This window comes from Enterobacter sp. H2G27, from assembly GCF_054403075.1.
On the sequence record NZ_JBSVSI010000001.1, the window covers coordinates 3,902,346 to 3,927,791 of the forward strand.

Annotated in this window: 26 protein-coding genes; 8 read left to right on the plus strand and 18 right to left on the minus strand. The window is 56.4% G+C overall.

Going from position 1 to position 25,446, the window contains the following annotated elements; all coding sequences use genetic code 11:
* The first annotated feature begins 16 nt into the window (after positions 1 to 16).
* Complete coding sequence (locus tag ACW9E7_RS18665; RefSeq protein WP_008503017.1) at positions 17 to 886, plus strand: phosphoribulokinase; 870 nt, start codon at positions 17 to 19, stop codon at positions 884 to 886.
* A gap of 66 nt (positions 887 to 952) precedes the next feature.
* On the opposite strand, the gene ACW9E7_RS18670 is transcribed toward ACW9E7_RS18665, so the two are convergent.
* Positions 953 to 1,357, minus strand: a complete 405-nt coding sequence (locus ACW9E7_RS18670; RefSeq protein ID WP_008503018.1) for an OsmC family protein — start codon at positions 1,355 to 1,357, stop codon at positions 953 to 955.
* 311 nt (positions 1,358 to 1,668) lie between these two features.
* Here ACW9E7_RS18670 and crp point away from each other — a divergent pair, with 311 nt between their 5' ends.
* Both crp and ACW9E7_RS18680 read left to right on the plus strand, forming a co-directional pair.
* Positions 1,669 to 2,301 carry a cAMP-activated global transcriptional regulator CRP gene (crp, locus tag ACW9E7_RS18675; protein WP_000242758.1) on the plus strand — a complete coding sequence of 211 codons (633 nt, stop codon included), beginning with the start codon at positions 1,669 to 1,671 and terminating at the stop codon, positions 2,299 to 2,301.
* 57 nt (positions 2,302 to 2,358) lie between these two features.
* On the plus strand, positions 2,359 to 4,446 hold the full coding sequence (locus tag ACW9E7_RS18680; RefSeq protein WP_127732848.1) for a YccS/YhfK family putative transporter: 2,088 nt from the start codon (positions 2,359 to 2,361) through the stop codon (positions 4,444 to 4,446).
* Here ACW9E7_RS18680 and argD read toward each other — a convergent pair.
* The 4 genes from argD to ppiA all read right to left on the minus strand — a co-directional run bounded on the left by argD (position 4,443) and on the right by ppiA (position 7,607).
* Positions 4,443 to 5,663 carry a bifunctional acetylornithine/succinyldiaminopimelate transaminase gene (argD, locus tag ACW9E7_RS18685; RefSeq protein WP_172621926.1) on the minus strand — a complete coding sequence of 407 codons (1,221 nt, stop codon included), beginning with the start codon at positions 5,661 to 5,663 and terminating at the stop codon, positions 4,443 to 4,445. The genes ACW9E7_RS18680 and argD overlap by 4 nt on opposite strands.
* 86 nt (positions 5,664 to 5,749) lie before the next feature.
* A complete protein-coding gene (gene pabA / locus ACW9E7_RS18690; RefSeq protein ID WP_458728189.1) occupies positions 5,750 to 6,313 on the minus strand; it encodes an aminodeoxychorismate synthase component 2 in 564 nt (187 codons plus the stop codon).
* 30 nt (positions 6,314 to 6,343) lie between these two features.
* Positions 6,344 to 6,928, minus strand: coding sequence for a putative adenosine monophosphate-protein transferase Fic (locus tag ACW9E7_RS18695; RefSeq protein ID WP_458728190.1), 585 nt, complete (start codon positions 6,926 to 6,928; stop codon positions 6,344 to 6,346).
* A 106-nt stretch (positions 6,929 to 7,034) separates the two neighbouring features.
* On the minus strand, positions 7,035 to 7,607 hold the full coding sequence (gene ppiA / locus ACW9E7_RS18700) for a peptidylprolyl isomerase A (protein ID WP_014885514.1): 573 nt from the start codon (positions 7,605 to 7,607) through the stop codon (positions 7,035 to 7,037).
* A 277-nt stretch (positions 7,608 to 7,884) separates the two neighbouring features.
* Here ppiA and tsgA point away from each other — a divergent pair, with 277 nt between their 5' ends.
* Positions 7,885 to 9,069, plus strand: a complete 1,185-nt coding sequence (tsgA, locus tag ACW9E7_RS18705) for an MFS transporter TsgA (RefSeq protein ID WP_136195933.1) — start codon at positions 7,885 to 7,887, stop codon at positions 9,067 to 9,069.
* An 18-nt stretch (positions 9,070 to 9,087) separates the two neighbouring features.
* Here tsgA and ACW9E7_RS18710 read toward each other — a convergent pair whose 3' ends face one another.
* Positions 9,088 to 10,389: a cytosine deaminase gene (locus tag ACW9E7_RS18710; protein WP_458728191.1), complete on the minus strand. Its 1,302-nt coding sequence runs from the start codon at positions 10,387 to 10,389 to the stop codon at positions 9,088 to 9,090.
* A gap of 240 nt (positions 10,390 to 10,629) precedes the next feature.
* Between ACW9E7_RS18710 and nirB the strand changes: the two genes are divergently transcribed.
* From nirB to ACW9E7_RS18730, 4 genes are all read left to right on the plus strand, one after another.
* The gene (nirB, locus tag ACW9E7_RS18715) at positions 10,630 to 13,173 is read left to right on the plus strand and encodes a nitrite reductase large subunit NirB (protein ID WP_127732470.1); all 2,544 of its coding nucleotides are present in this window, start codon (positions 10,630 to 10,632) and stop codon (positions 13,171 to 13,173) included.
* Complete coding sequence (nirD, locus tag ACW9E7_RS18720) at positions 13,170 to 13,496, plus strand: nitrite reductase small subunit NirD (protein ID WP_008503027.1); 327 nt, start codon at positions 13,170 to 13,172, stop codon at positions 13,494 to 13,496. The genes nirB and nirD overlap by 4 nt, the downstream gene beginning before the upstream one ends.
* 134 nt (positions 13,497 to 13,630) lie before the next feature.
* Entirely contained in the window at positions 13,631 to 15,004 is a 1,374-nt protein-coding gene (gene cysG, locus ACW9E7_RS18725) for a siroheme synthase CysG (protein ID WP_458728192.1), read from the plus strand.
* 143 nt (positions 15,005 to 15,147) lie between these two features.
* A complete protein-coding gene (locus tag ACW9E7_RS18730) occupies positions 15,148 to 15,318 on the plus strand; it encodes a YhfL family protein (RefSeq protein ID WP_008503029.1) in 171 nt (56 codons plus the stop codon).
* Positions 15,319 to 15,461: 143 nt separating this feature from the next.
* Here the strand turns inward: ACW9E7_RS18730 and trpS are convergent, their stop codons facing one another.
* From trpS to pilM, 12 genes are all read right to left on the minus strand, one after another.
* Positions 15,462 to 16,466 (minus strand): tryptophan--tRNA ligase, encoded by a 1,005-nt coding sequence (gene trpS, locus ACW9E7_RS18735; protein WP_115876864.1) that lies wholly within the window; start codon positions 16,464 to 16,466, stop codon positions 15,462 to 15,464.
* Positions 16,459 to 17,220, minus strand: a complete 762-nt coding sequence (gph, locus tag ACW9E7_RS18740) for a phosphoglycolate phosphatase (protein ID WP_111963775.1) — start codon at positions 17,218 to 17,220, stop codon at positions 16,459 to 16,461. Before gph ends, trpS begins: the two co-directional genes overlap by 8 nt.
* Positions 17,213 to 17,890, minus strand: coding sequence for a ribulose-phosphate 3-epimerase (rpe, locus tag ACW9E7_RS18745; RefSeq protein ID WP_133295249.1), 678 nt, complete (start codon positions 17,888 to 17,890; stop codon positions 17,213 to 17,215). The genes gph and rpe overlap by 8 nt, the downstream gene beginning before the upstream one ends.
* A gap of 41 nt (positions 17,891 to 17,931) precedes the next feature.
* Positions 17,932 to 18,744, minus strand: a complete 813-nt coding sequence (gene dam / locus ACW9E7_RS18750) for an adenine-specific DNA-methyltransferase (RefSeq protein WP_458728193.1) — start codon at positions 18,742 to 18,744, stop codon at positions 17,932 to 17,934.
* 67 nt (positions 18,745 to 18,811) lie between these two features.
* Entirely contained in the window at positions 18,812 to 20,128 is a 1,317-nt protein-coding gene (gene damX, locus ACW9E7_RS18755; RefSeq protein WP_458728194.1) for a cell division protein DamX, read from the minus strand.
* A gap of 92 nt (positions 20,129 to 20,220) precedes the next feature.
* On the minus strand, positions 20,221 to 21,309 hold the full coding sequence (gene aroB / locus ACW9E7_RS18760) for a 3-dehydroquinate synthase (RefSeq protein WP_133295251.1): 1,089 nt from the start codon (positions 21,307 to 21,309) through the stop codon (positions 20,221 to 20,223).
* 57 nt (positions 21,310 to 21,366) lie between these two features.
* Entirely contained in the window at positions 21,367 to 21,888 is a 522-nt protein-coding gene (gene aroK / locus ACW9E7_RS18765; RefSeq protein ID WP_003861630.1) for a shikimate kinase AroK, read from the minus strand.
* A gap of 286 nt (positions 21,889 to 22,174) precedes the next feature.
* Positions 22,175 to 23,413 carry a DNA uptake porin HofQ gene (gene hofQ / locus ACW9E7_RS18770; RefSeq protein WP_458728195.1) on the minus strand — a complete coding sequence of 413 codons (1,239 nt, stop codon included), beginning with the start codon at positions 23,411 to 23,413 and terminating at the stop codon, positions 22,175 to 22,177.
* A complete protein-coding gene (locus ACW9E7_RS18775) occupies positions 23,325 to 23,729 on the minus strand; it encodes a HofP DNA utilization family protein (RefSeq protein WP_133295253.1) in 405 nt (134 codons plus the stop codon). Before ACW9E7_RS18775 ends, hofQ begins: the two co-directional genes overlap by 89 nt.
* Complete coding sequence (locus tag ACW9E7_RS18780; RefSeq protein ID WP_458728196.1) at positions 23,719 to 24,174, minus strand: HofO family protein; 456 nt, start codon at positions 24,172 to 24,174, stop codon at positions 23,719 to 23,721. Before ACW9E7_RS18780 ends, ACW9E7_RS18775 begins: the two co-directional genes overlap by 11 nt.
* A 3-nt stretch (positions 24,175 to 24,177) precedes the next feature.
* The gene (locus tag ACW9E7_RS18785) at positions 24,178 to 24,672 is read right to left on the minus strand and encodes a PilN domain-containing protein (protein WP_458728197.1); all 495 of its coding nucleotides are present in this window, start codon (positions 24,670 to 24,672) and stop codon (positions 24,178 to 24,180) included.
* Entirely contained in the window at positions 24,669 to 25,445 is a 777-nt protein-coding gene (gene pilM / locus ACW9E7_RS18790) for a pilus assembly protein PilM (protein WP_127732488.1), read from the minus strand. Before pilM ends, ACW9E7_RS18785 begins: the two co-directional genes overlap by 4 nt.
* Position 25,446: the final 1 nt, after the last annotated feature.

The window sequence follows — 25,446 nt, forward strand, 5'->3', positions numbered from 1 at the left end:
CAGTCAGGGAGTTGCTATGTCTGCCAGACATCCGGTTATAGCCGTTACGGGGTCGAGTGGTGCGGGAACCACCACCACAAGCCTCGCATTTCGCAAGATTTTCGCCCAGCTGAATCTCCGTGCGGCGGAGGTCGAGGGCGACAGCTTTCACCGCTACACGCGTCCGGAAATGGACATGGCCATCCGTAAGGCGCGCGATCTGGGTAAACACATCAGCTACTTCGGTCCGGAAGCCAATGACTTCGGCCTGCTGGAACAAACCTTTATTGAGTACGGCCAGAGCGGTAAAGGGCAGTCCCGCAAGTATCTGCATACCTATGATGAAGCCGTTCCCTGGAATCAGGTGCCGGGAACCTTTACCCCATGGCAACCGCTGCCGGAACCCACTGACGTCCTGTTTTACGAAGGATTACACGGCGGCGTGGTCACCCCGCAACACGACGTGGCGCGCCACGTGGACCTGCTGGTCGGTGTGGTCCCTATCGTGAACCTGGAGTGGATCCAGAAGCTGACGCGCGACATGAGCGAACGTGGCCATTCGCGAGAGGCGGTAATGGACTCGGTGGTACGCTCCATGGAAGATTACATCAACTTCCTGACGCCGCAGTTCTCCCGCACCCATATCAACTTCCAGCGCGTGCCGACGGTGGATACCTCCAACCCGTTTGCCGCCAAAAGTATCCCATCCCTGGATGAGAGCTTTGTGGTTATTCATTTCCGCAATCTTGAAGGTATTGATTACCCCTGGCTGCTGGCGATGCTGCAGGGCTCGTTTATTTCTCACATGAATACATTGGTCGTACCGGGCGGAAAAATGGGGCTGGCGATGGAGCTCATCATGACGCCGCTGGTGGAGCGGTTGATGGAAGGGAAACAGATCGCATGAGCATGTTCCCTCTCCCTGTGGGAGAGGGTTAGGGTGAGGGCATCAACACGCACGATGCCCCATGGATCACGCCTCGATCACTTCATACGAATGCGTGATTTTTACCGCTTTCTCCAGCATTAACGCCACAGAGCAGTACTTCTCCGCAGACAGGTCCACCGCACGTGAAACCGCCGCGTCTTTCAGTTCTTTACCGGTGACCACAAAGTGCAGGTTAATATGGGTGAACAGACGTGGTGCCTCTTCACGACGTTCTGAGGTGAGTTTAACCTCACAATCCGTCACGTCATGACGACCTTTTTGCAGAATCGACACCACGTCAATGGCGCTGCATCCGCCTGCCGCCATCAGCACCATTTCCATTGGGCTTGGCGCTTTATCGCCGGAGTTACCGTCCATTAAAATCTGGTGCCCTGACGCGGACTCGCCCAGGAACGTTAAACCTTCAACCCATTTCACGCGCGCTTGCATATTCTTAAACTCCAACGTTGCATTTTTGGTGACAGATTACGCGTGCGTTACATTTCTCGCAATGGAAGGCGACCTGCATCATGCTGAAGCGAGACACCAGGAGACACGCGGCGAAAGCTATGCTAAAACACTCTGGATGCTACAGTAATACATTGACGTTACACATGTATGCAGAGGACATCAAACTTTACTGGCTGCGAAACGTTACGGTAGCCGACTTCCCAGGGTATGGGTAAGAATTCGATTGCAACCCCAGAGTCCGGATGCATCTGATGACTCTGGTGACAGCTTATAACAGAGGATAACAGCGCATGGTGCTTGGCAAACCGCAAACAGACCCGACTCTCGAATGGTTCTTGTCTCATTGCCACATTCATAAGTACCCATCAAAGAGCACGCTGATTCACCAGGGTGAAAAAGCGGAAACGTTGTATTACATCGTTAAAGGCTCGGTGGCAGTGCTGATCAAAGATGAAGAAGGGAAAGAGATGATCCTTTCTTATCTGAACCAGGGCGATTTCATCGGTGAACTGGGCCTGTTTGAAGAGGGCCAGGAACGTAGCGCCTGGGTTCGTGCAAAGACAGCATGTGAAGTGGCTGAAATTTCTTACAAGAAGTTCCGTCAGCTGATTCAGGTTAATCCTGACATTCTGATGCGTCTTTCTTCCCAGATGGCACGCCGTCTGCAGGTCACCTCAGAGAAAGTGGGTAACCTCGCCTTCCTGGACGTTACCGGTCGTATCGCGCAGACCCTGCTGAACCTGGCGAAACAGCCAGACGCCATGACCCACCCGGACGGCATGCAAATTAAAATTACCCGTCAGGAAATTGGTCAGATCGTCGGTTGCTCCCGTGAAACAGTAGGCCGTATCCTGAAAATGCTGGAAGATCAAAACCTGATCTCCGCCCACGGTAAAACCATCGTGGTCTACGGAACGCGTTAATTCCGCTTAAACGGCGTGCCATCGCAAGGTGTCACGCCGTTTTTGTCTCTATTCCCCATGTGGCGCAGGCTGATCTATCACCCGGAAGTTAACTACGCACTGCGACAAACGCTGGTGTTGTGTCTTCCTGTGGCCATAGGCCTGATCCTCGGACATCTTCAACAAGGCCTGCTGTTTTCCCTCGTGCCCGCCTGCTGCAACATCGCCGGTCTGGACACGCCGCATAAGCGCTTTTTCAAACGCCTGATCGTTGGCGGCTGCCTGTTTGCGGGCTGTAGCCTCGCCGTACAGCTTTTACTGGCTCGTGATATCCCGCTGCCGCTGATCCTGACCGTGCTGGCGATGACCCTCGGCGTCACGGCGGAAATCAGTTCGCTGCACGCCCGCCTGCTTCCCGCGTCGCTGATTGCGGCCATTTTCACGCTAAGTCTCGCCGGGAATATGCCGGTGTGGGAGCCGCTGCTGATCTACGCTCTGGGGACGCTGTGGTACGGGCTGTTTAACTGGTTTTGGTTCTGGCTGTGGCGGGAACAGCCGCTGCGCGAATCCCTGAGCCTGCTCTATGTGCAGCTTGCGGATTACTGCGAGGCCAAATACACCCTGCTCACCCAGCATACCGATCCGGAAAAATCCTTACCGCCGCTGCTGACGCGCCAGCAGAAGGTGGTGGATCTCATAAGCCAGTGCTATCAGCAGCTACACATGCTCGCCGCCAACAAGAACCACGAGTACAAACGCCTGCTGCGCACCTTCCAGGTCGGGCTGGATCTACAGGAACATATCTCCGTGAGCCTGCACCACCCGCAGGAGGTACAAAAGCTGGTCGAGCGCAGCCATGCCGAAGCGGTGATCCGCTGGAACGCGCAGACCGTCTCCGCACGCCTGCGGGTGCTGGCCGATGATATTCTCTATCACCGCTACCCCACGCGCTTTAACATGGATAAACAGCTCGGCGCGCTGGAGAAAATCGCCCGCCAGCATCCGGATAACCCGGTCGGACAGTTTGCCGCCTGGCACTTCAGCCGCATCGCCCGGGTATTGCGCACCCAGCGTCCGCTTTATCCCCGCGACCTGATGGCGGATAAGCAAAAACGGCTGCCGTTATTGCCCGCGCTCAAAAGCTATCTTTCTTTTAAATCTTCCGCCCTGCGCAACGCCGCAAGGATTAGCGTGATGCTCAGTACCGCCAGCCTGATGGGCATGGCGCTGCATCTGCCGAAGCCCTACTGGATCTTAATGACCGTGCTGTTTGTCACTCAGAACGGCTACGGTGCCACGCGGGTGCGTATTCTGCACCGGGCGGGCGGCACCATGGCCGGACTGATCATTGCGGGCGTGACGCTGCACTTCCACGTGCCGGAAGGCTATACCCTTGCAGGGATGCTGGCGATCACGCTGGTGAGCTATCTAATTATCCGCAAAAACTACGGCTGGGCGATGGTGGGCTTTACGGTGACGGCGGTATATACCCTGCAGCTGCTTACGCTCAATGGCGAACAGTTTATTGTCGCCAGGCTGATTGATACTCTGATCGGCTGCCTGATTGCCTTTGGCGGCATGGTCTGGCTCTGGCCGCAATGGCAGAGCGGGCTGCTGAGACAGAACGCCCACGACGCGCTGGAGGCCGACCAGCAGGCCATTCGCCTGATCCTGAGCGACGACCCGCAGCCGTCCCCGCTGGCCTATCAGCGCATGAAGGTCAACCAGGCGCACAACGCCCTGTTCAACTCGCTTAACCAGGCGATGCAGGAGCCGGGCTTTAATTCGCACTATCTGGCCGATATGAAGCTCTGGGTGACGCACAGCCAGTTTATCGTCGAGCACATTAACGCCATGACCACGCTGGCGCGCGAGCACACGATGCTGACGCCGGACCTGGCGCAGCGCTATCTGCAGTCATGTGAAATTGCGTTGCAGAGGTGTCAGCAGCGTCTGGAGTATGACGCGCCGGGCGAGTCGGGAGACTCAAACATTCTGGAAGCGCCGGAGACGTTGACCCACGGGCCAATGAGCACCCTGGAGCAGCACTTGCAGCGCGTTCTGGGGCATCTGAACACCATGCACACCATTTCGTCGGTGGCATGGCGTCAGCGTCCGCATCACGGCATTTGGTTAACGCGCCGGTTGAAACGAACCGAATATTAGCCTTTAACGATCTTCGCAACCGCCGCGGCAAACCGGGTTAACCCGTCTTCAATGTCCTTATCCTCCACCACCAGCGACGGCGCAAAGCGCATGACGTCCGGTCCGGCGTTGAGCACCATCACCCCTTCGCGAGCGGCGGCGTGCAGAAAGTCGCGAGCGCGGCCCTTGTACTGCGGCTTAAGCTCGGCGCCAATCAGCAGCCCCATCCCGCGGATCTCGCTGAACACGTCGTACTGCTCATCAACCTTTTTCAGGTGTTTCACAAACAGCTCGCGCTTCGCGCTAACGCCGTTCAACACCTCTGGCGTGTTGATAATGTCGAACGCGGCACCCGCCACGGCGCTCGCCAGCGGGTTACCGCCGTAGGTGGAGCCGTGAGAACCGACGTGGAACGCAGAGGCGATCTCCTGTGTCGTCAGTACCGCACTCACCGGGAAACCACCGCCAAGCGCTTTGGCGCTGGTCAGAATATCCGGCGTCACGCCGTAGTGCATATAAGCGAACAGATCGCCGGTACGCCCCATCCCGCACTGCACTTCATCAAAGACCAGCAGCGCCTGATGCTCGTCGCACAGCGCGCGCAGCCCTTTCAGGAATTCCGGGGTTGCCGCGGTCACGCCGCCTTCACCCTGGATCGGTTCGACAACAACTGCGCAGGTGTGGTCGTCCATTACCGCTTTCACCGCGTGCAGATCGTTAAACGGCACGTGGACGATGTCGGCCGGTTTTGGGCCAAACCCGTCGGAATACTTCGGCTGGCCGCCAACAGAGACGGTAAAGAAAGAGCGTCCGTGGAAGGCGTTGTGGAAGGCGATGATTTTGGTTTTGTACGGGCTGTGGCGCGTTGTCGCGTAGTAGCGCGCCAGCTTAAAGGCAGTTTCGTTGGCTTCAGTGCCGGAGTTCATAAACAGCACGCGTTCCGCAAAGGTAGCATCAATGATCTTGCGGCCCAGGCGCAGCGCCGGTTCGTTGGTGAACACGTTGCTGGTGTGCCACAGGGTTTCGCCCTGGGTTTTCAGCGCCTCCACCAGCGCGGGATGGCAATGACCCAGCGCCGTGACCGCAATACCACCCGCGAAATCCACATACTCTTTACCCTGCTGATCCCAGACGCGGCTGCCTTTTCCCTTCACCGGGATAAATTCAGCCGGTGCATAAATCGGCAGGATCACTTCATCAAATGTCGCGCGGGTAATTGCTGGTTGTTCAGTTGCCATGTCATGACCATCCATTTTATGTCACAGTAAATGTGAAAATATAATCACAAAATATGCATAAAAAATCACAGCAAGGCAACAGATTTTCAGCGATTGAGGAAATTTGCCAGCAGCGCGTGCCCCTGCTCGCTGAGGATACTTTCCGGGTGGAACTGCACGCCTTCGAGATCCCATTCGCGGTGGCGAATCCCCATGATCTCCTGCGTATCGCTCCAGGCGGTCACCTCAAAACAGTCGGGCAGCGTCGACGGGTCAATGACCAGGGAATGGTAGCGCGTCACGGTTAAAGGATTATTGAGCCCCGTGAACACCCCGGTGCCGGCGTGGGTGACCGGAGAGGTTTTACCGTGCATCACTTTCGCGGCGCGCACGATGGTGGCACCAAACGCCTGGGCAATTGCCTGATGGCCCAGGCAGACGCCCAGGATTGGCAGCTTGCCGGCATAGTGCTGGATAACCTCCAGCGAAATACCCGATTCCGAAGGGGTGCAGGGGCCGGGTGAAATCACTATTTTCTGCGGCGCCAGCGTCACGATATCGGCGAGAGCGATCTCGTCGTTACGGCGGACAACCACCTCTGCACCCAGTTCACAAAAATATTGGTAAAGGTTCCAGGTGAAGGAATCGTAGTTATCAATCAGCAGAATCATGGCGGCTCCCGAAAAAAATGCCGCCCTATTCTACTCAGATTCCAGCGCTTCGCTCACTACTTTGGCAAAGATAGCGTTTAGCGCGGTTAAATCTCCCGTTGCGCCACTTCGGTTAGCCGCAACCCACTGCTCGGGGTCGATATCACGCCAGTCCAGCGAGTAGCCCGCGTGGAGCGCCAGCTGCTCGAAGAAAACGCGTTGGGCAATGCCGTTGCCGCCCATAAACGGATGCAGCATGTTGATTTCGCAGTAGTAGTGGCTAACTCTGTCAACAAACGCCGCTTTCTCAAGACCCACAAGATATTTTTCGCTTTCCAGCGCCGCCATCAGCTCGTTCCCCATCTTTTCGATGTACTCAAAATGGCAGAAGGGAATGTCACCTTTAAAAATATCCTCGGTACGGAGCTCACCTGCCCGCTTCATCTCACTGCGGTACAAATGACGATGAATAAGGCACAGATGGGGTAGCCCGGGCGCGGAAGGCCCAAGCTCCAGCGTCTCAATATGGGGTTCTGAGGGACCATTACCTTTTTCAAGGAGACAACTGGCCTGTAAATTGACGTTACGCTGCTGTTCCCAGAGACGGGATTTTTGCTTGTCGGTGAGTTTTTTCACTTAACGCCTCCCTGAATAGTCCGTTTGCCACAAGTATAAGCAGCAAAACGCGCTTTCGCAGGGAGGGCTACATAACGCGGGCCGGAGAAGCCCGCGCTCAGAAGAGTTACGGCAGAACTTTGGCGGAGAGGATAACCACTGGTTTTGACGGGACATTCTGATACGGACCGACGTCGTGAGTAGGCACCTGAGAAATCTTGTCAGCCACGTCCATCCCTTTCACGATTTTACCAAAGACCGCATAGCCAAAGTCGCGCTGACCGTGGTCGAGGAAGGCGTTATCCGCTACGTTGAGGAAGAACTGGCTGGTCGCGCTGTCTTTGTCCGCGGTACGCGCCATTGAGATGGTACCGCGCTTGTTCAGCAGGCCGTTGTCCGCTTCGTTTTTAATAGGCGGGTTTGGCTGTTTCTGCTGCATCTGCTCGTTGAAACCGCCCCCCTGAATCATGAAGCCTGGGATCACGCGGTGGAAAGTGGTGTTGTTGTAGAAACCGCTGTTCACATAGTCGAGAAAGTTTTTCACGGAAACAGGGGCTTTCTGGCTATTCAGTTCCAGCTCAATATTCCCGGCGGAGGTGGTCAGCAGAACGTGAGGGTCCCCTTTTGCTGCCAGCGCAGCAGGGGAAACGGCAGAAAGAGCAAACACAGCTGCGACAGCCGCCAGTGTTGATTTGAGCATGAGAATTCCTTAACAAAGCGCAGTATAAAAAGCGAATGGCTTGATTCTAAAGAGCAGTATGAACGGAGACCAGCCTTTTACCTAATTTTACGAAGTTGAAACAATTATTACTACGCAAACGATTGGTTATGCCGCCAATTAATGTGATTTAGATCACACTAAAACCTGCAATGACACATTCATTGCCCTTAAAAGATAGGAATAGATCACTTTAACGACTAAAATCTGCCCGCTCTCAGCGCCCCCTGGGCGCTTTTCTTTTCTGAACAGGCCAGACATGACTAACAGCAATCGCATCAAGCTCACATGGATCAGCTTCTTCTCCTACGCCCTGACCGGCGCGTTGGTGATCGTCACCGGGATGGTGATGGGGAATATCGCAGACTACTTCCATCTGCCCGTTTCCAGCATGAGTAACACCTTCACCTTCCTCAACGCGGGGATCCTGATCTCTATCTTCCTGAATGCCTGGCTGATGGAAATCGTCCCGCTGAAAACCCAGTTACGCTTCGGCTTTGTACTGATGGTCGCCGCCGTGGCGGGTCTGATGCTAAGCCACAGCATCGCCCTGTTCTCCGCCGCCATGTTCGTGCTCGGTCTGGTCAGCGGGATCACCATGTCGATCGGTACGTTCCTGATTACCCATATGTATGAAGGCCGCCAGCGCGGCGCGCGTCTGCTGTTTACCGACTCCTTCTTCAGCATGGCCGGGATGATTTTCCCAATGGTCGCGGCCGTTCTCCTGGCCCGCAGCATTGAGTGGTACTGGGTCTATGCCTGCATTGGTCTGGTCTACGTGGCGATCTTTATTCTGACCTTCGGCTGCGAGTTCCCGGTGCTGGGCAAGAAAGCGCAAACTACCGCAGAACCCGTCGCGAAAGAGAAATGGGGTATCGGCGTACTGTTCCTCTCCATCGCCGCCCTGTGCTACATCCTGGGCCAGCTGGGCTTTATCTCCTGGGTTCCGGAATACGCCAAAGGTCTGGGCATGAGCCTGAACGATGCGGGCAAACTGGTGAGCGATTTCTGGATGTCTTACATGTTCGGCATGTGGGCGTTTAGCTTCATCCTGCGCTTCTTCGACCTGCAGCGCATTCTGACCGTGCTGGCGGGCCTGGCGACCGTGCTGATGTATCTGTTCATTAACGGCTCCCCGGAACATATGCCGTGGTTCATTCTGACCCTGGGCTTCTTCTCCAGCGCGATTTACACCTCGATCATCACCCTGGGCTCCCTGCAGACCAAAGTGGCTTCGCCGAAGCTGGTTAACTTCGTTCTGACCTGCGGCACCATCGGCACCATGCTGACCTTCGTGGTGACGGGCCCGATCGTTGCCCACAGCGGCCCGCTGGCCGCGCTGCACACCGCGAACGGTCTGTACGCCGTGGTGTTCATCATGTGCTTCGTTCTGGGCTTCGTGACCCGCCACCGCCAGCACAACGCGGTAGCGGCATCGCACTAAACCCTGCGCCCCTTTGCATTACGCAGAGGGGCTGTTTCTGGCGAAACTCACCTCTTCTCCTCCGTTATCCATCTGGATCCAGGTCTGCGCCAGCTGCGTGGTGGCAATAATTCGCCCCTGACGAATCGACCAGCGCACCGGCACCTGACAGCGCACCGCTTCAAACCCGCTCTCCGCAGGCAGAATAATCAGGTTTGCCGGGTTTCCCGTAGCAATACCGTAATCGCTCAGGCCGAAGGTACGGGCGCTGTTGTGGGTGATCAGGTTCAGGCCATTGTCGATTTGCGGATACCCCATCATCTGACAGACGTGCAGCCCCATATGCAGCACCTGCAGCATATTGCCGGTGCCGAGCGGGTACCACGGGTCGAAGACGTCGTCGTGACCAAAGCAGACGTTTATGCCCGCTTCCTGCAGTTCCTTTACCCGGGTGAGGCCGCGGCGCTTCGGATAGTCATCAAAGCGCCCCTGCAGGTGGATATTGACCAGCGGGTTTGCGACGAAGTTAATCCCCGACATCTTCAGCAGACGGAAGAGCCGCGAGGTGTAAGCGCCGTTGTAGGAGTGCATGGCGGTGGTATGGCTGGCCGTCACGCGCGGGCCGATGCCGGCCTCATACGCCAGCGCTGCCACCGTCTCGACAAACCGCGACTGCTCGTCGTCGATTTCATCGCAGTGGATATCCAGCGGACGGTCATACTTCTTCGCCAGTTCAAAAGCGATGTGCAGCGACTGCACGCCATACTCGCGGGTGAACTCGAAGTGTGGGATCGCCCCCACCACGTCGGCGCCCAGCTTTAACGCCTCTTCCAGCAGCGCCGCGCCGTTCGGGTAAGAGAGAATCCCTTCCTGCGGAAACGCAACGATTTGCAGCGTTACCCACGGGGCCACCTCCTGCTTCACCTCGAGCATCGCCTTCAGGGCGGTAAGCGTCGGGTCGGAGACATCCACATGGGTGCGGACAAACTGGATGCCGTTAGCGATTTGCCACTTCAGCGTTTTCCAGGCGCGCGCTTTCACGTCGTCATGGCTGAGCAACGCCTTGCGCTCCGCCCAGCGCTCAATGCCCTCAAACAGCGTGCCGGACTGGTTCCAGTTCGGTTCGCCCGCCGTCTGGGTCGTATCAAGATGGATATGCGGCTCAATGAACGGCGGGATAGCCAGCCCACCGCGCGCATTCAATACTTCATAACTTTCGGCGTGGGTGTCGTCCATCGGGGTGATGTCACCAAATCGCCCGTTCTCAATGGCGAGCTGCCACAGCCCTTCCCGACCCGGTAAACGAACATTCTGAACAAGCCATAACGGTGTTGTAGACATACCCTTCCCCTAAAAAACGCCGCTGATTTTCAGGCGTATCGATTTTGGCAAAACCCTCTCCTGATTTGTACACAAATTCAACGAGCACGAAAAGCCTGCGATTTCCGCCACTTATAAAAATCCTGACAAATCAGTCGCATACCACCTAAGGAGTAGGCTAAGACGTATTTGATTTGCATCAATAAGCGCCCCTGCTGAATCGTTAAGGTAGGCAATAATAGAAAAGAAATCGAGGCAATAATGAGCAAACTCAGACTCGCTATCATCGGTAACGGCATGGTCGGCCACCGCTTTATTGAGGATCTTCTCGATAAGGCCGATGCTGAGCAGTTCGATATTACCGTGTTCTGTGAAGAACCCCGCAAGGCGTACGACCGTGTGCACCTGTCTTCCTACTTCTCCCATCATACCGCCGAAGAGCTCTCTCTGGTGCGTGAAGGTTTCTACGAGAAGCATGGCGTAAAAGTGCTGGTGGGCGAACGCGCTATCACCATCAACCGTCAGGAAAAAGTGATCCACTCCAGCGCCGGGCGTACGGTTTTTTACGACAAGCTGATCATGGCGACGGGCTCCTATCCGTGGATCCCACCAATTAAGGGCTCGGAAACTCAGGATTGCTTCGTCTACCGTACCATTGAAGACCTTAACGCCATCGAATCCTGCGCGCGTCGAAGCAAACGCGGCGCGGTGGTGGGCGGCGGCCTGCTGGGCCTGGAAGCGGCAGGCGCGCTGAAAAACCTCGGCGTTGAAACCCACGTCATCGAATTTGCCCCGATGCTGATGGCAGAACAGCTCGACCACATGGGCGGTGACCAGCTGCGTCGTAAAATCGAAAGCATGGGTGTGAAGGTTCACACCAGCAAGAACACCAAAGAGATCGTTCAGGAAGGGACTGAAGCGCGCAAAACCATGCGCTTTGCCGACGGCAGCGAGCTGGAAGTGGACTTCATCGTCTTCTCCACCGGTATTCGTCCGCGCGACAAGCTGGCGACCCAGTGCGGTCTTGCCGTGGCGCAGCGCGGCGGGATCATGATTAACGACACCTGCCAGACCTCCGATCCGGATATCTACGCGATTGGCGAATGCGCCAGCTGGAACAACCGCGTATACGGTCTGGTGGCGCCCGGCTACAAAATGGCACAGGTCGCAGTGGACCATATCCTCGGCAGCGAAAACGCCTTTACCGGCGCAGACTTGAGCGCCAAGCTGAAGCTGCTGGGCGTAGATGTCGGCGGTATTGGCGATGCGCATGGCCGCACCCCGAATTCCCGCAGCTATGTCTATCTCGACGAAAGCAAAGAGGTCTACAAACGACTCATCGTCAGCCAGGACAACAAAACCCTGCTCGGCGCGGTGCTGGTGGGCGACACCAGCGACTTCGGCAACCTGCTCCAGCTGGTGCTCAACGCCATCGAGCTGCCGGAAAACCCGGACGCGCTGATCCTTCCGGCTCATGCCTCCAGCGGCAAGCCGTCAATCGGCGTGGATAAACTGCCGGACAGCGCGCAGATTTGCTCCTGCTTCGACGTTACCAAAGGCATGCTGATCTCCGCCATCAACAAAGGCTGCCACACCGTTGCGGCCCTGAAAGCCGAAACCAAAGCCGGTACCGGCTGCGGCGGCTGTATTCCGCTGGTCACTCAGGTGCTGAACGCCGAACTGGCGAAACAGGGCATCGAGGTGAACAACAACCTGTGCGAGCACTTCGCGTATTCTCGCCAGGAGCTGTATCACCTGATCCGCGTGGAGGGCATCAAATCCTTCGACGAACTGCTGGCGAAGCACGGCCAGGGCTACGGCTGCGAAGTCTGTAAACCGACCGTCGGCTCCCTGCTGGCCTCCTGCTGGAATGAGTACGTGCTCAAGCCCGAGCATACGCCGCTGCAGGACACCAACGACAATTTCCTGGCCAACATCCAGAAAGACGGCACCTACTCCGTGATTCCACGTTCCGCCGGCGGCGAAATCACGCCGGAAGGGCTGGTCGCGGTGGGCCGCATCGCACGGGAATTTAACCTGTACACCAAAATCACCGGCTCCCAGCGTATCGGCCTGTTTGGCGCGCAGAAAGACGATCTGCCGGAAATCTGGCGTCAGCTGATTGAAGCTGGCTTCGAAACCGGCCACGCGTACGCAAAAGCGCTGCGCATGGCGAAAACCTGCGTGGGCAGCACCTGGTGCCGCTACGGCGTCGGCGACAGCGTGGGCTTCGGCGTTGAGCTGGAAAACCGCTACAAAGGCATCCGTACCCCGCACAAAATGAAGTTCGGCGTCTCCGGCTGCACCCGCGAATGTGCGGAAGCGCAGGGTAAAGACGTGGGTATTATTGCCACCGAGAAAGGCTGGAACCTCTATGTGTGCGGCAACGGCGGGATGAAACCGCGCCATGCGGACCTGCTGGCGGCGGATCTCGATCGCGACACGCTGATTCAGTATCTCGACCGATTCATGATGTTCTATATCCGCACCGCCGATAAGCTGACCCGTACCGCCTCCTGGCTCGATAACCTGGAAGGCGGCATCGACTACCTTAAATCAGTCATTATCGACGACAAGCTGGGCCTGAACGAGCATCTGGAAGCGGAAATGGCGCGCCTGCGCGAGGCGGTGATCTGCGAATGGACGGAAACCGTCAACACCCCGGCGGCGCAGACGCGCTTCAAACACTTTATCAACAGCACCCAGCGCGACCCGAACGTGCAGGTAGTGCCGGAGCGCGAACAGCATCGTCCAGCCACGCCGTATGAACGTATTCCGGTTACGCTGGTGGAGGAAAACGCATGAGCCAGTGGGTAAACATCTGCAATATTAACGACATTCTCCCCGCCACCGGCGTCTGTGCGCTGCTGGGCAACGAGCAGGTGGCGATTTTCCGCCCTCGCCACGATGAACAGGTTTTTGCCATCAGCAATATCGACCCGTTCTTCGAGGCCAGCGTGCTCTCCCGCGGACTGATTGCCGAGCATCAGGGTGAACTGTGGGTCGCCAGCCCGTTGAAAAAGCAGCGTTTCCGCTTAACCGACGGACTCTGCATGGAAGATGAAAGCTTCTCGGTCAAACACTACGACGTCCGCGTGAAGGACGGCGAGGTGCAGCTGAAAGCGTAACCCCTCGCCTTTTCAATAGGAAAGGCTTATGACCCCTTATGGGTAACGGCAGGAAAAACCGTATGTTCTGTACGATTCCTGCTGTTATCCTGACGTCAATTCTTCCCCCGCCATGAATGCTGTGAGGTAACGTCGTGGATCACCTGCCGATTTTTTGTCAATTACGCAACCGCGACTGCCTGCTCGTGGGCGGCGGCGACGTAGCTGAACGTAAAGCGCGCCTGCTGTTAGAGGCTGGCGCCCGACTGACCGTTAACGCCATTGCCTTCGCCCCACAGTTTGAGGTCTGGGCTCAGGAAGGGATGCTCACGCTGGAACAGGGAGAGTTTGATGAGTCCCTGCTGGATACCTGCTGGCTGACTATTGCAGCGACGGATGACGATGAAGTGAACCAGCGCGTGAGCGATGCCTGCGAAGCGCGCAGAATTTTCTGCAACGTGGTGGATGCGCCGAAAGAGGCCAGCTTCATCATGCCGTCGATTATCGACCGCTCGCCGCTGATGATAGCCGTATCGTCCGGCGGACGCTCCCCGGTTCTCGCCCGCCTGCTGCGGGAAAAGCTGGAAGCCGTGCTGCCGCAGCATCTTGGTCAGATTGCGCATTACGCCGGGCAGCTCCGCTCCCGCGTGAAGCAAACCTTTTCGACAGTGGGCGAGCGTCGTCGCTTCTGGGAAAAATTCTTTGTGAACGACAGGCTGGCGCAGTCGCTGGCGAATCAGGACACCAAAGCCGTTGAAGAGACCACCGAACAGCTGCTGAGCGAGCCGTTGGATCACCGCGGTGAAGTGGTGCTGGTGGGCGCAGGCCCCGGCGATGCGGGCTTGCTGACGCTAAAAGGGCTACAGCAGATCCAGCAGGCCGATACCGTGGTTTACGATCGCCTGGTCTCCGATGACATTATGAACCTGGTTCGCCGCGATGCCGACCGCGTCTTCGTGGGCAAACGGGCGGGCTACCACTGCGTGCCGCAGGAGGAGATTAACCAGATCCTGCTGCGCGAGGCGCAGAAAGGTAAACGCGTGGTGCGCCTTAAGGGTGGCGATCCGTTTATCTTTGGTCGCGGCGGCGAGGAGCTGGAAACTCTCTGTGACGCGGGTATTCCCTTCTCCGTCGTGCCGGGCATTACGGCGGCATCCGGCTGTTCAGCGTACTCTGGCATTCCGCTGACCCACCGCGACTACGCCCAAAGCGTGCGTCTGGTGACGGGGCATCTTAAAACCGGCAGCGAGCTGGACTGGCATAACCTGGCCGCTGAAAAGCAGACGCTGGTGTTCTACATGGGGCTAAACCAGGCCGCCACGATTCAGGCGAAGCTGCTGGAGCACGGTATGAATGCGGATATGCCCGTCGCGCTGGTCGAAAACGGCACCGCCATTACGCAGCGCGTGGTGGATGGCGTGCTGACGCAGCTGGGCGAGCTGGCGCAGCTGGTCGAAAGCCCGGCGCTGATCGTGGTGGGCCGCGTGGTTGAGCTGCGCGATAAGCTGAACTGGTTCTCGAATCACTAACGCATATTCTTCCTTTCCGGAGTAGTCCCTATACGGACTACTCCCCTCTTAGCGCTGTCGATAACATACTGCCCCGAAGTGGAACTTTCCCCTTTATTCCCTTGATATACATCTAACTTTCGTTTTTAAGACAAGGAATGCGTATGTTCAAACTGGCAAAGGCCGCCGTTCTGGTTGGCCTGTTATCGACTCTGACTGCCTGTACCGGTCATGTACAGAACACCAAAAATAACTGCAGCTACGATTACCTGCTGCACCCGGCGATCTCCATTTCGAAGATCATCGGTGGTTGCGGTCCGGCGGCACAGCAGTAAGCGTTTTACAGGCGTAAAAAAACCGGGATGTCCCGGTTTTTTAGTTTTGGAGAGTGTGTTTTTTGTCGGGTGGCGGCTTTGCCTTACCCGACCTACACGATCCTGTAGGCCGGGTAAGCGTTAGCGACACCCGGCAAGCAGACTCAAGGCTTCGCAACAAACCCAATCGCGTTGTACACCGCTTTCAGGGTTTCGGACGCGCGCGCGCTGGCTTTTTCCGCGCCCTCTTTCATCACTTTCTGCAGGAAAGCTTCGTCGTTACGGTAGCGGTGATAACGCTCCTGCAGCTCGGTCAGCATGCCGGAAACGGCATCTGCCACTTCGCCTTTCAGGTGGCCGTACATCTTGCCTTCGAAGTGTTTTTCCAGCTCAGGGATGCTCTGACCGGTCACACCGGAGAGGATATCCAGCAGGTTGGAGACGCCCGCTTTGTTCTGCACGTCGTAGCGCACAACAGGCGGCTCGTCGGAGTCCGTGACCGCGCGCTTGAGTTTTTTCACTACCGATTTCGGATCTTCCAGCAGGCCGATAACGTTATTGCGGTTATCGTCAGACTTGGACATCTTCTTGGTCGGCTCAAGCAGCGACATGACGCGCGCGCCGGACTTCGGAATAAATGGCTCAGGCACTTTAAACACATCGCCATAGATCGCGTTAAAGCGCTGGGCGATGTCACGGCTCAGCTCCAGGTGCTGCTTCTGGTCTTCACCCACCGGCACCTGGTTGGTTTGATACAGCAGGATGTCTGCCGCCATCAGCACCGGATAGTCGAACAGTCCGGCGTTGATGTTTTCAGAGTAGCGGGCAGATTTATCCTTGAACTGGGTCATGCGGCTCAGCTCGCCGAAATAGGTGTAGCAGTTCAGCGCCCAGCCCAGCTGCGCGTGCTCCGGCACGTGGGACTGAACGAAAATGGTGCTCTTCTCAGGATCGATGCCGCAGGCCAGGTACAGCGCCAGGGTGTCCAGCGTGGCTTTGCGCAGCTTCTCAGGATCCTGACGCGCGGTAATCGCATGGAGATCGACGATGCAGTAAATGCAATGGTACTCATCCTGCATGCTGACCCACTGACGTAGCGCACCCATGTAGTTACCAATGGTCAATTCACCTGAAGGCTGTGCGCCACTAAAAACGATGGGCTTAGTCATTGTTCAATTCCTGATTTTCACTGTGCGAAAGCCCGAGAGCGGGCAACAAATCTTTGAAGTGGTCGAAAACAACGTCCGGCTCACTCAGCGTGATGGCTTCACCGTAGTTGTAGCCATAGGTTAACCCCACGGAAGGACATCCAGCCGCGCGGGCAGCCAGAATATCATTGCGTGAATCGCCGACAAAGAGCAGCTCCGCAGGCGTTAAGGATAATTTTCCTGCCACCAGCAGCAGCGGTTCCGGATGGGGCTTTTTATTTTGCACGTCGTCGCCGCCCACAATCACGGAGAAATACTTCGCGATATCGAGCGCTTCCAGCAGAGGTGCGACAAAAGGTGTCGGTTTGTTGGTCACCAGTCCCAGCGGAATGCCCTTCGCGGACAGCGCGCTCAGCGTTTCCTGAACGTCCGGGAACAGGAAGCTGCCCTCTTCGACCGTCTCTTCATAGAAACGATCGAACAGTTTGCGCAGAATACGCAGCTGCTCTTCCTGCGGGATATCCGCGTGATCGACGCTCGGTTTACCTTGGGCGGAACGCTGTGACGCACGCTCCTGACGCGCCCACGTCAACGCGCGCTCCATCAGAACATCGGCCCCGTTGCCAATCCACGTGACGACACGCTCTTCACCCGCAACGGGGAGTTCAAGCGCGTACAGCGCCTGGTCTACGGCGCTCGTTAAGCCCGGCGCGCTGTCGACCAGCGTGCCGTCGAGGTCAAATGCGATACCCCGAATTGCCTGCAATTTATCCATGACTTACCTTCGACAGCTCGCGGCGCATTTCATCAATGACTTTTTTGTAATCCGGTTGGTCGAAAATGGCTGAACCGGCAACGAACATATCCGCACCTGCCGCCGCAATTTCACCAATGTTATTCACTTTCACACCGCCGTCCACTTCCAGACGAATATCGTAACCTGACTCATCAATGCGACGGCGTACTTCACGCAGCTTATCCAGCGTGTGGGGGATAAACGACTGACCGCCAAAGCCCGGGTTAACGGACATCAGCAAAATCACGTCCAGTTTATCCATGACATAATCGAGATAGCTCAGCGGCGTGGCCGGGTTAAACACCAGGCCCGCTTTACAACCGTTCTCTTTGATCAGCTGCAGCGTGCGATCTACGTGTTCAGAGGCTTCCGGATGGAAAGTGATGATGCTGGCACCCGCTGCGGCGAAGTCAGGCACGATGCGATCAACAGGCTTCACCATCAGATGAACGTCGATCGGGGCGGTAATGCCGTAGTTACGTAATGCTTTGAGCACCATTGGGCCAATTGTCAGATTAGGGACGTAGTGGTTGTCCATAACGTCGAAATGGACAACATCTGCACCAGCCGCGAGAGCTTTGGCAGTGTCTTCACCCAGGCGGGCAAAATCGGCCGACAGAATTGAGGGAGCAATCAAAAACTGTTTCATCCGCTTCTCCTTGAAATGTGTTTACCGGCGGGCAAAACGGCTCAGGGGCGATAAAGAGCCAGAAGTTCGTCCACCTTTTTACGCGTGCCGCCGTTGCTGCTAATGCTACGCCGCACCTTAACCTGAAAATGCTTCGCGGCTTTGTACCATTCGCGCGTATCAGGCGTGTCGTGATTTGAAATTAACACCGGAATTCTTTTGCTGACCAGCTTTTCCGCCATCTCAGCCAGACGAGCCTGTTCGGCCGGGCTGAAGCTGTTGGTGTGATAAGCGGTGAAATTCGCCGTTGCAGACAATGGTGCGTAAGGCGGATCACAGTAAACCACCGAGTTTACGCCTGCCAGCTCCATACACTCTTCATAGGAAAGGCAATGAAATTCAGCGTTCTGCGCTTTTTCGGCAAAGTGATACAGCTCGTCCTGCGGGAAATACGGGCGCTTATAGCGACCAAACGGCACGTTAAATTCCCCACGAAGATTATACCGGCACAGGCCGTTGTAACCATGACGGTTGAGATAGAGGAATAGCAGCGCTCTACGGAATGGATCCTGGCTCTGATTAAACTCCGCGCGGAACTGATAGTAGACGTCAGGGGTGTTGTTCTCTGGCGTAAACAGCATGCGCGCCTCTGCGACATACTCTTCGGTACGCAGCTTAACGATGTTATAGAGGCTGATAAGATCGTTGTTGATATCCGCCAGGATATAACGAGAAAAATCGGTGTTGAGGAACACCGATCCTGCACCCACGAAAGGCTCGATTAGACACTCGCCTTCAGGCAGGTGTTTTTTAATATCATCGAGCAGGGGGTATTTCCCCCCTGCCCATTTCAGAAAAGCGCGATTTTTTTTCATGCTGACTAACTGATTACACCTTCTCCAGCTGTGGAGAAAGCTCCGACAGCATCCTGCGCTTTAAACATTACTTCAGATCGGCCTGAACCTGATGAATCGGCTTCGCCCAGGGGTTTTTCGCCTGAACATCCGCTGGCAGTGCCGCAACGGCACGTTTCGCTTCATCTTTGGACGAATACACGCCGCTCACCAGCACATACCAGGGCTGACCGTTACGGGTCGTCTGATAAACAACATAGTTTTTCAGATTTGATTTCTTCGCCCAGCTGTTGAGGTTGTCATAGTTAGACGAACTGCTCAGCTGCAGCGTGTAGTTGCTGGATGGCGCAGACTTTAGCGAACCAACGTTACCTGCCGTTTTGCCTGCGGCGCTGCTGGAGGATGTTGCCGTGGCAGCTGGAGTCGTTGCTGCAGGCGCAGCTGTGGCAGCCGGTGCTGTTGTGGTCGCCGTTGCTTTCGGCGCCGTCTGCGTGACTGGCGCTTTCGCAGGCTCACTCACCGCCGCCGTTTCGGTATGTTTCGGCTGTGCCGGTACGGCTTTCACTTCAGGCGCTTTGACTACTGACTGAGGTTTGGTTTCACGCTTAGGCTCAATCACCGCCTGCTTACGTTCAGGACGTGTCGCAGTTTGCGTCTGGCGCGGTTTGGTTTCCGTCGCAGCCGTTTGTGGCTGGGCGTTACCACCGCGAATCGGGGCAACGGTTGCAGGTTCAGTTGGCAGCGTAGAGTTAACCACGACGTTATCAACCTGCTGCTGGTTCTGCGGCTGAGTCAGCGCATTGTTCAGGTCTCCCTGAACTTCCACACGCTGCTGACCTTCAGGCGCAGCAGGTGCCTGACCCTGAGCTGGGGTTGAAGAAACGGGCGGCAGAGAAACATCCTGCTGCGCTGTGGTGTTGCCTGCGGTCTGCTCTGCGGAAGTCGCTCCCGGCGCTGGCTGTGCGCCATTCGCCTGATTGGACGCATCGTTACCGGACAGGTTGATGCTCTTCTCAGCGGAAGCCGTTTGCTCGGTTGAGTTCGTTGACGGTGCTTTAAGCGCGGAGCCAATGCCGACAATCAACAGCACAAGCACCAGAACGCCAAGGCCCATCATAATGTACTGGCGGGAAGCCGGTTTCGGCGCAGCGGCTTTTTTACGTTTACGCGGGCGACGCTCTACAGGCTGTTCGTCCATTGAATCTTCTTCGGACTCATAATCCTCTTCTGCTCGCTCTTCGTGCGCGTTGCGGCTGCGCGAAGGGCGACGATCGTCTGCATCCAGATCAACATCGTCAAAGTTGATCTGCGGCTCGTTATCACGTTCTGAAGATTGACGAGAACGACCAGTACGACGATCGCTGGGATCGGGTTTCAGCTCGTCTTCTGGTTTGAATTCATCCATTTAACACCCCACTCAAAGGCTTATGCCAACGACTTTGCATTTCACCTGAAGCTAAACGACCACCTGCGACAGTGGCCTGACCTTTCTAGTTGTTACGCCTGCTGACAATCAGCGATAGCGCCAAGAACGACATCGTGCGGCACTCCGCCGCGCACTTCACTCTTCCCTATTGCAAGCGGGAGTACAAGACGCATCTCACCTGCCAATACTTTTTTATCGCGCATCATGTGGGGTAAATACGCTTGCGCCGACATCTCCTGCGGCCCGGTCACCGGCAAACCTGCACGTTCAAGCAGCGCAATGATACGTGCCGTCTCTTCCGGTTTGAACTGTCCGAGGCGTTCAGAGGTGCGGGCTGCCATGACCATTCCGGCCGCGACGGCTTCACCGTGCAGCCAGTTGCCGTAACCCATTTCGGCTTCAATCGCGTGACCAAACGTATGCCCAAGATTCAGTAAAGCACGTAAGCCCGTTTCACGCTCGTCTGCAGCGACAACTTCTGCTTTCAGCTCACAGCAACGACGAATGCAGTATGCCAGTGTAGCCTCATTCAGGCACAGCAGCGCATCCATATTCTCTTCAAGCCAGCTAAAGAACTCGCCATCCAGAATAATGCCGTATTTGATCACTTCCGCCAGACCCGAAGCCAGTTCGCGCTTCGGCAGGGTTTTCAGACAGTCGAGATCCACCACCACCGATGCAGGCTGGTAGAACGCGCCAATCATGTTTTTGCCGAGCGGATGGTTGACTGCCGTTTTGCCACCCACAGAGGAGTCGACCTGGGACAGCAACGTGGTTGGGATTTGAATAAAACGGACGCCGCGCTGATAGCTTGCGGCCGCAAAGCCGGTCAGATCGCCCACAACACCGCCGCCCAGGGCAAGCAGTGTTGTATCGCGACCGTGCGGTTTTTGCAGCAATGCGGTAAAGACGGTATCCAGTACCGTCAGGCTTTTATACTGCTCGCCATCGGGGAGAATCACACTGTCGACTTTTACGCCCGCCTGCTCAAGCAGATGGCGTACGCGGTCGAGATAAAGCGGAGCCAGCGTCTCATTGGTGACCAGCATCGCCTGATCACCCGCTTTCAGTGGTAAAAAGGAAGCTGGGTCGTTAAACAAACCAGCCGCGATGGTGATAGGGTAACTACGTTCCCCGAGAGTAACTGTAATCCTCTCCATGACGCGACATCCACCTTTAATGCTTTTACCCGCAGGCGAGTGTATATAAAGCCAGAATCAGTTGCTTTCCAGCATATGAATAATCTGGTTTGCAACCACTTTAGCGCTCTGGTCGTCAGTACGAATGGTCACATCGGCAATCTCTTCATACAGCGGATTGCGTTCATCGGCCAATGCTTCCAGAACTTCGCGTGGTGGCGTTTCAACCTGCAGCAGCGGGCGCTTTTTATCGCGCTGCGTACGTGCCAGCTGTTTCTCGATAGTCGTCTCAAGATAGACCACTACGCCACGGGCGGAGAGACGGTTACGGGTTTCGCGAGATTTCACAGAACCGCCGCCTGTTGCCAGAACGATGCCCTGTTTTTCCGTGAGTTCGTTGATCACTTTTTCTTCTCGGTCACGGAAACCTTCTTCGCCTTCTACATCGAAAACCCAGCCCACATCAGCTCCGGTTCGTTTCTCAATCTCTTGATCAGAATCGTAAAATTCCATATTGAGTTGTTGAGCTAACTGACGCCCAATAGTGCTTTTGCCGGCACCCATAGGCCCAACCAGAAAGATATTGCGTTTCTCTGCCATTTTATCGGTACTACTAAGACTATTCGTTAATGGTAATCCCCGCTTCGCAGACACCCAGCGTAGCAGGACATGAACTGAAACCTCATATGCAATAGAGCGAGAGTCAGACTAAAAATTATCTCAATACTCCGGCTTGTTTGGCAACTGATTAAATCACCGCGTCGGGCGCATAAGGTAATAAGACGTAAGTCCAACTCAAATCGGTACTCCTTGTATGCTAATTCATGCCCCACGTCAAACATCTGCAACAAACTGAATGCAAAATCATTGCGGGGATCGTTACCCGTCAGCGAATACCGACCAGACGTGGCGTAATAAACACCACTAACTCGCGCCGTTCATTATCCTTACCATCGTGACGAAAAAGCTGCCCAAGCCAGGGGATTTTCCCGAGCCCGGGCACGCTGTCACTGCCGGTTTTGTTTTTCTGCGAAAAAATTCCGCCCAACGCCAGCGTTTCTCCACTTTTTACCTCCACCTGGGTTTCAATCTCCTGTTTGTCGATCGCCAGCGTTTCGCCGTCAGCCTGCTGCAGAACCTGCCCCGGCATATTTTCACTAATATGCAATTTCAGGCGCACGCGCCCCCCCAGCAATACCACCGGCGTGACCTCCATGCCTAATACCGCCTCCTTAAACTCAACTGAGGTCGCCCCACTTTCACCGCTTGAGACCTGATACGGGATCTCACTCCCCTGCTTGATGCTGGCTGGTTGCATATGCGAGGCCAGAAGCCTCGGGCTGGCGATAATATCGACCTGCTGTTTTTGCTCCAGCGCAGAGAGTTCCAGATCAAGCAGCCGACCATTGATCCGTCCGATGTTAAAACCCACGTGGCTGGTGGCGCTGGCAACGGAAAGATCGCTGCCAAGCGTGGTGAGCTGTCCAACTTTGCCCGCGTCGGTGGCGTCGGCGAGATTCCACTTCACCCCTAGCTCGCGCAGGCTTTTTTCATTAATGGTCACAATGTGCGCCGCCAGCTCGACCTGTTCGACGGGAATATCCATCTGGGCGGCCCAGCGCTGTAGAGTCTCCACCACCGTCTGGTTATCCCGAATCAGCAGCCGGTTGGTACGCGTGTCAACGGATAAACTCCCCTTTGGACTCAGGAGTTTTTCCGCGGCTTTCTGCAGCTCTCCGGCATCGGCATAGGAAAAAGCGATGCTGTGAGACACCAGCGGCGCATCAAGCTGTCTTCGGGCCCGCTCCTGTTCCGAGCGTTCCTGCTGTTCACGCTGCCAGGCCGCGGTATACACATAAAAAATGCCGCCCTCCTCTCGCAAAACGAGGCCAGCGCTGGCGACAACCGTCTGTAATGCCTGTCGCCAGGGGACGCGCTTCAGATTGAGCGAAAGCGTGCCGCCGACATCAGGCGATATCACCAGATTTCTATTCTCCTGGGCAACCAGACTCTGTAGTACCTGGGCTACAGGAACGTCATCCACCACCAGCGTGACCGGTTTTGGCGCGGCGGCCCACAGCGGATGGCTGAACGCCAGCAGCCACAGCATTATCCGTAAATTCATTCTTATCCGTTCCTTCTCGTTGCCACGTCCATTTTCCTGGTTCACATGTGTCACCCACATCAACAACCAGTTCCGTTTCATTGATGGTTGTTATCGTCCAGCCTTCCGGAAAGCGCTCATGCGTTTTCAGCCGATACCAGCGCTTTTGCCCATCCTGTAAAATGCCGATAGCCTGCTGTCCTCCCACCATGCCGCGATAGTGCCACTGCGCCAGCTCGGCAATGGCGCAGGGATCGTCCGGCGGGTGAAAGGGATCGCGCATACCGGTCAGTAGCAGCGCAGAGCAAACCAGCAAACATCGCGTGCTATTTCGCATGTTCCAGCTCCAGCCGCAGGCGCAACGCTGTGCCATGTGGTGTAATCGCGAAAGCAGCGATCTGCACATCCCGCTGCGCCAGCCGGGAAAAAAGCGCCGGGATAGCCTGCCACTCCACCTCCAGCATCAGTTCTCCTCCGTTCTGTAGCGGCTTCCAGTGAACGAGCGTCGCGTCATCGCCCTGAAAATCGAGCGGGGAGAACGGCGTCTTCTCCAGTGCTTCCGTTATTTTCGGACGAAACGGCGTCTTTCTGACGGCAGACCATAACGCTGCATTCGTCCTCACGTCCTGAATCAGCTGGCGTTGTCGTTCGGCACTCTGCCCGCCTACCGGTCTGAGCATGGTGCCCCACGCTGCCAGTCCAGCCAGGAGGCTCGCCAGAAACCAGAAGAGCACCCGATTCCAGGGACGGCTTTCGCACCAGCGTTCTAACAGGGTATCCACGCGTTACCCCTCGCTTTTAAGATGAAGGGTAAACATCCATCGCCCCTGGCTGTCCTGCCGAAGCTCACCCGTCGTCCCGGGCGTAAAATCCGCTATTAGGCCAAGCGCATCGCGCAGAGCAGACAGGGCCGGCAGGGTTATGGCATACCCTCTCAGCATCAGAGCAGGGGGCTGATAGCGCAACTCCGTCAGCCAGACCTGTGCCGGAACGGCGCGGGAAAGGGATTCCAGCACCGGTTGCCATGCCCGTTGTTGCACGGTCTGCACGGGCATCTGCGCCTGTGCGGTCAGTCTTTGCCGGGCAACAAGCGCGTGCTGCACGGTCTGCATTCCCGTCAGATCCGTTTGCAGCGCGCGCAGCTTCACGAGATGGTTCATCCGCAGACAGAAAATGGTCACGAACAGCAACAGCACTGTGCCGACACACATTGCGCCCCAGAAGCGCAGGCATCGCGAGCGCCGCTGCTGTCGCCACGGCAGAAAGTTCATGATGCTCATGCGGGTACCTCGCTCATGGCCAAAGCCAGCGCAACGGTATAATCAGCGCCGCAGTCCGGTAATGGAGCATGGTAACGTTCCAGGATTTCCCACGGGTCACGTCGGCTATCAAACAGCGCGATGTCATCCGGCCCAAGAGCCAGCAGCGCCGCCAGCTCAGCCATGCTTTCTGCTTCGGTAGTTAAGCGGCGTCCCCACTGGTGGCGCATAGCCCAGAGCCACTGCCGATCGTCCCGCCAGGCGATGCATTTCGCTGGTGCCACCGCAGGAAGAAGATTCGCCAGCGCGCTGGCATCCGGAGTAATGGTTACCAGCCGCAAACGCAGCGTTTTCGCCAGCGCCAGTAGGGTGTCGACCTCGTTATTTTGCGCGGCAGTCACGTGAAAGGTATTGCTGAAGGTATCCTGCGCGTAATCGAAACAGAGCGTTTCGGCAGACATCTCCAGTTCTCGCGCGAGCGCCGCACCGAGCCATGTGAGCTGCTCGCTGTCGCGCAGCGCAGCGGCCGGAAGGGGAAGCGACCGCTGCAGGGTGCGTGCTGCCGGGAAAGAGAGGAACACGCGGTGGTAGTGGGGCAGCGTTTTTCGCCAGTCGCGTAACGCATCAACCATCTGTTCTGGCTGACAAATTTTGCCGTCACGAATGATACCTTCGGCCAGAGGTATCGCCCACCAGCGGCGTAAGCACCAGCCAGACCTCTCCCGGGCCAACGAGACGATTCGCACCCTATCCTGTTGAATATGAACGCCCGTTTGCCATATTTTGAAAGCCATG

Excerpts from the sequence above, each read along its gene's own strand:
- aroB (WP_133295251.1), bottom strand. The coding sequence starts at position 21,309 with ATGGAGAGGATTACAGTTACTCTCGGGGAACGTAGTTACCCTATCACC.
- trpS (WP_115876864.1), bottom strand. The coding sequence starts at position 16,466 with ATGACTAAGCCCATCGTTTTTAGTGGCGCACAGCCTTCAGGTGAATTG.
- damX (WP_458728194.1), bottom strand. The coding sequence starts at position 20,128 with ATGGATGAATTCAAACCAGAAGACGAGCTGAAACCCGATCCCAGCGAT.
- rpe (WP_133295249.1), bottom strand. The coding sequence starts at position 17,890 with ATGAAACAGTTTTTGATTGCTCCCTCAATTCTGTCGGCCGATTTTGCC.
- nirD (WP_008503027.1), top strand. The coding sequence starts at position 13,170 with ATGAGCCAGTGGGTAAACATCTGCAATATTAACGACATTCTCCCCGCC.
- nirB (WP_127732470.1), top strand. The coding sequence starts at position 10,630 with ATGAGCAAACTCAGACTCGCTATCATCGGTAACGGCATGGTCGGCCAC.
- dam (WP_458728193.1), bottom strand. The coding sequence starts at position 18,744 with ATGAAAAAAAATCGCGCTTTTCTGAAATGGGCAGGGGGGAAATACCCC.
- hofQ (WP_458728195.1), bottom strand. The coding sequence starts at position 23,413 with ATGAATTTACGGATAATGCTGTGGCTGCTGGCGTTCAGCCATCCGCTG.
- pabA (WP_458728189.1), bottom strand. The coding sequence starts at position 6,313 with ATGATTCTGCTGATTGATAACTACGATTCCTTCACCTGGAACCTTTAC.
- ACW9E7_RS18665 (WP_008503017.1), top strand. The coding sequence starts at position 17 with ATGTCTGCCAGACATCCGGTTATAGCCGTTACGGGGTCGAGTGGTGCG.
- ACW9E7_RS18785 (WP_458728197.1), bottom strand. The coding sequence starts at position 24,672 with ATGAGCATCATGAACTTTCTGCCGTGGCGACAGCAGCGGCGCTCGCGA.
- aroK (WP_003861630.1), bottom strand. The coding sequence starts at position 21,888 with ATGGCAGAGAAACGCAATATCTTTCTGGTTGGGCCTATGGGTGCCGGC.
- ACW9E7_RS18680 (WP_127732848.1), top strand. The coding sequence starts at position 2,359 with ATGTGGCGCAGGCTGATCTATCACCCGGAAGTTAACTACGCACTGCGA.
- crp (WP_000242758.1), top strand. The coding sequence starts at position 1,669 with ATGGTGCTTGGCAAACCGCAAACAGACCCGACTCTCGAATGGTTCTTG.
- gph (WP_111963775.1), bottom strand. The coding sequence starts at position 17,220 with ATGGATAAATTGCAGGCAATTCGGGGTATCGCATTTGACCTCGACGGC.
- pilM (WP_127732488.1), bottom strand. The coding sequence starts at position 25,445 with ATGGCTTTCAAAATATGGCAAACGGGCGTTCATATTCAACAGGATAGG.
- ppiA (WP_014885514.1), bottom strand. The coding sequence starts at position 7,607 with ATGCTCAAATCAACACTGGCGGCTGTCGCAGCTGTGTTTGCTCTTTCT.
- ACW9E7_RS18775 (WP_133295253.1), bottom strand. The coding sequence starts at position 23,729 with ATGCGAAATAGCACGCGATGTTTGCTGGTTTGCTCTGCGCTGCTACTG.
- tsgA (WP_136195933.1), top strand. The coding sequence starts at position 7,885 with ATGACTAACAGCAATCGCATCAAGCTCACATGGATCAGCTTCTTCTCC.
- ACW9E7_RS18710 (WP_458728191.1), bottom strand. The coding sequence starts at position 10,389 with ATGTCTACAACACCGTTATGGCTTGTTCAGAATGTTCGTTTACCGGGT.
- ACW9E7_RS18730 (WP_008503029.1), top strand. The coding sequence starts at position 15,148 with ATGTTCAAACTGGCAAAGGCCGCCGTTCTGGTTGGCCTGTTATCGACT.
- ACW9E7_RS18670 (WP_008503018.1), bottom strand. The coding sequence starts at position 1,357 with ATGCAAGCGCGCGTGAAATGGGTTGAAGGTTTAACGTTCCTGGGCGAG.
- argD (WP_172621926.1), bottom strand. The coding sequence starts at position 5,663 with ATGGCAACTGAACAACCAGCAATTACCCGCGCGACATTTGATGAAGTG.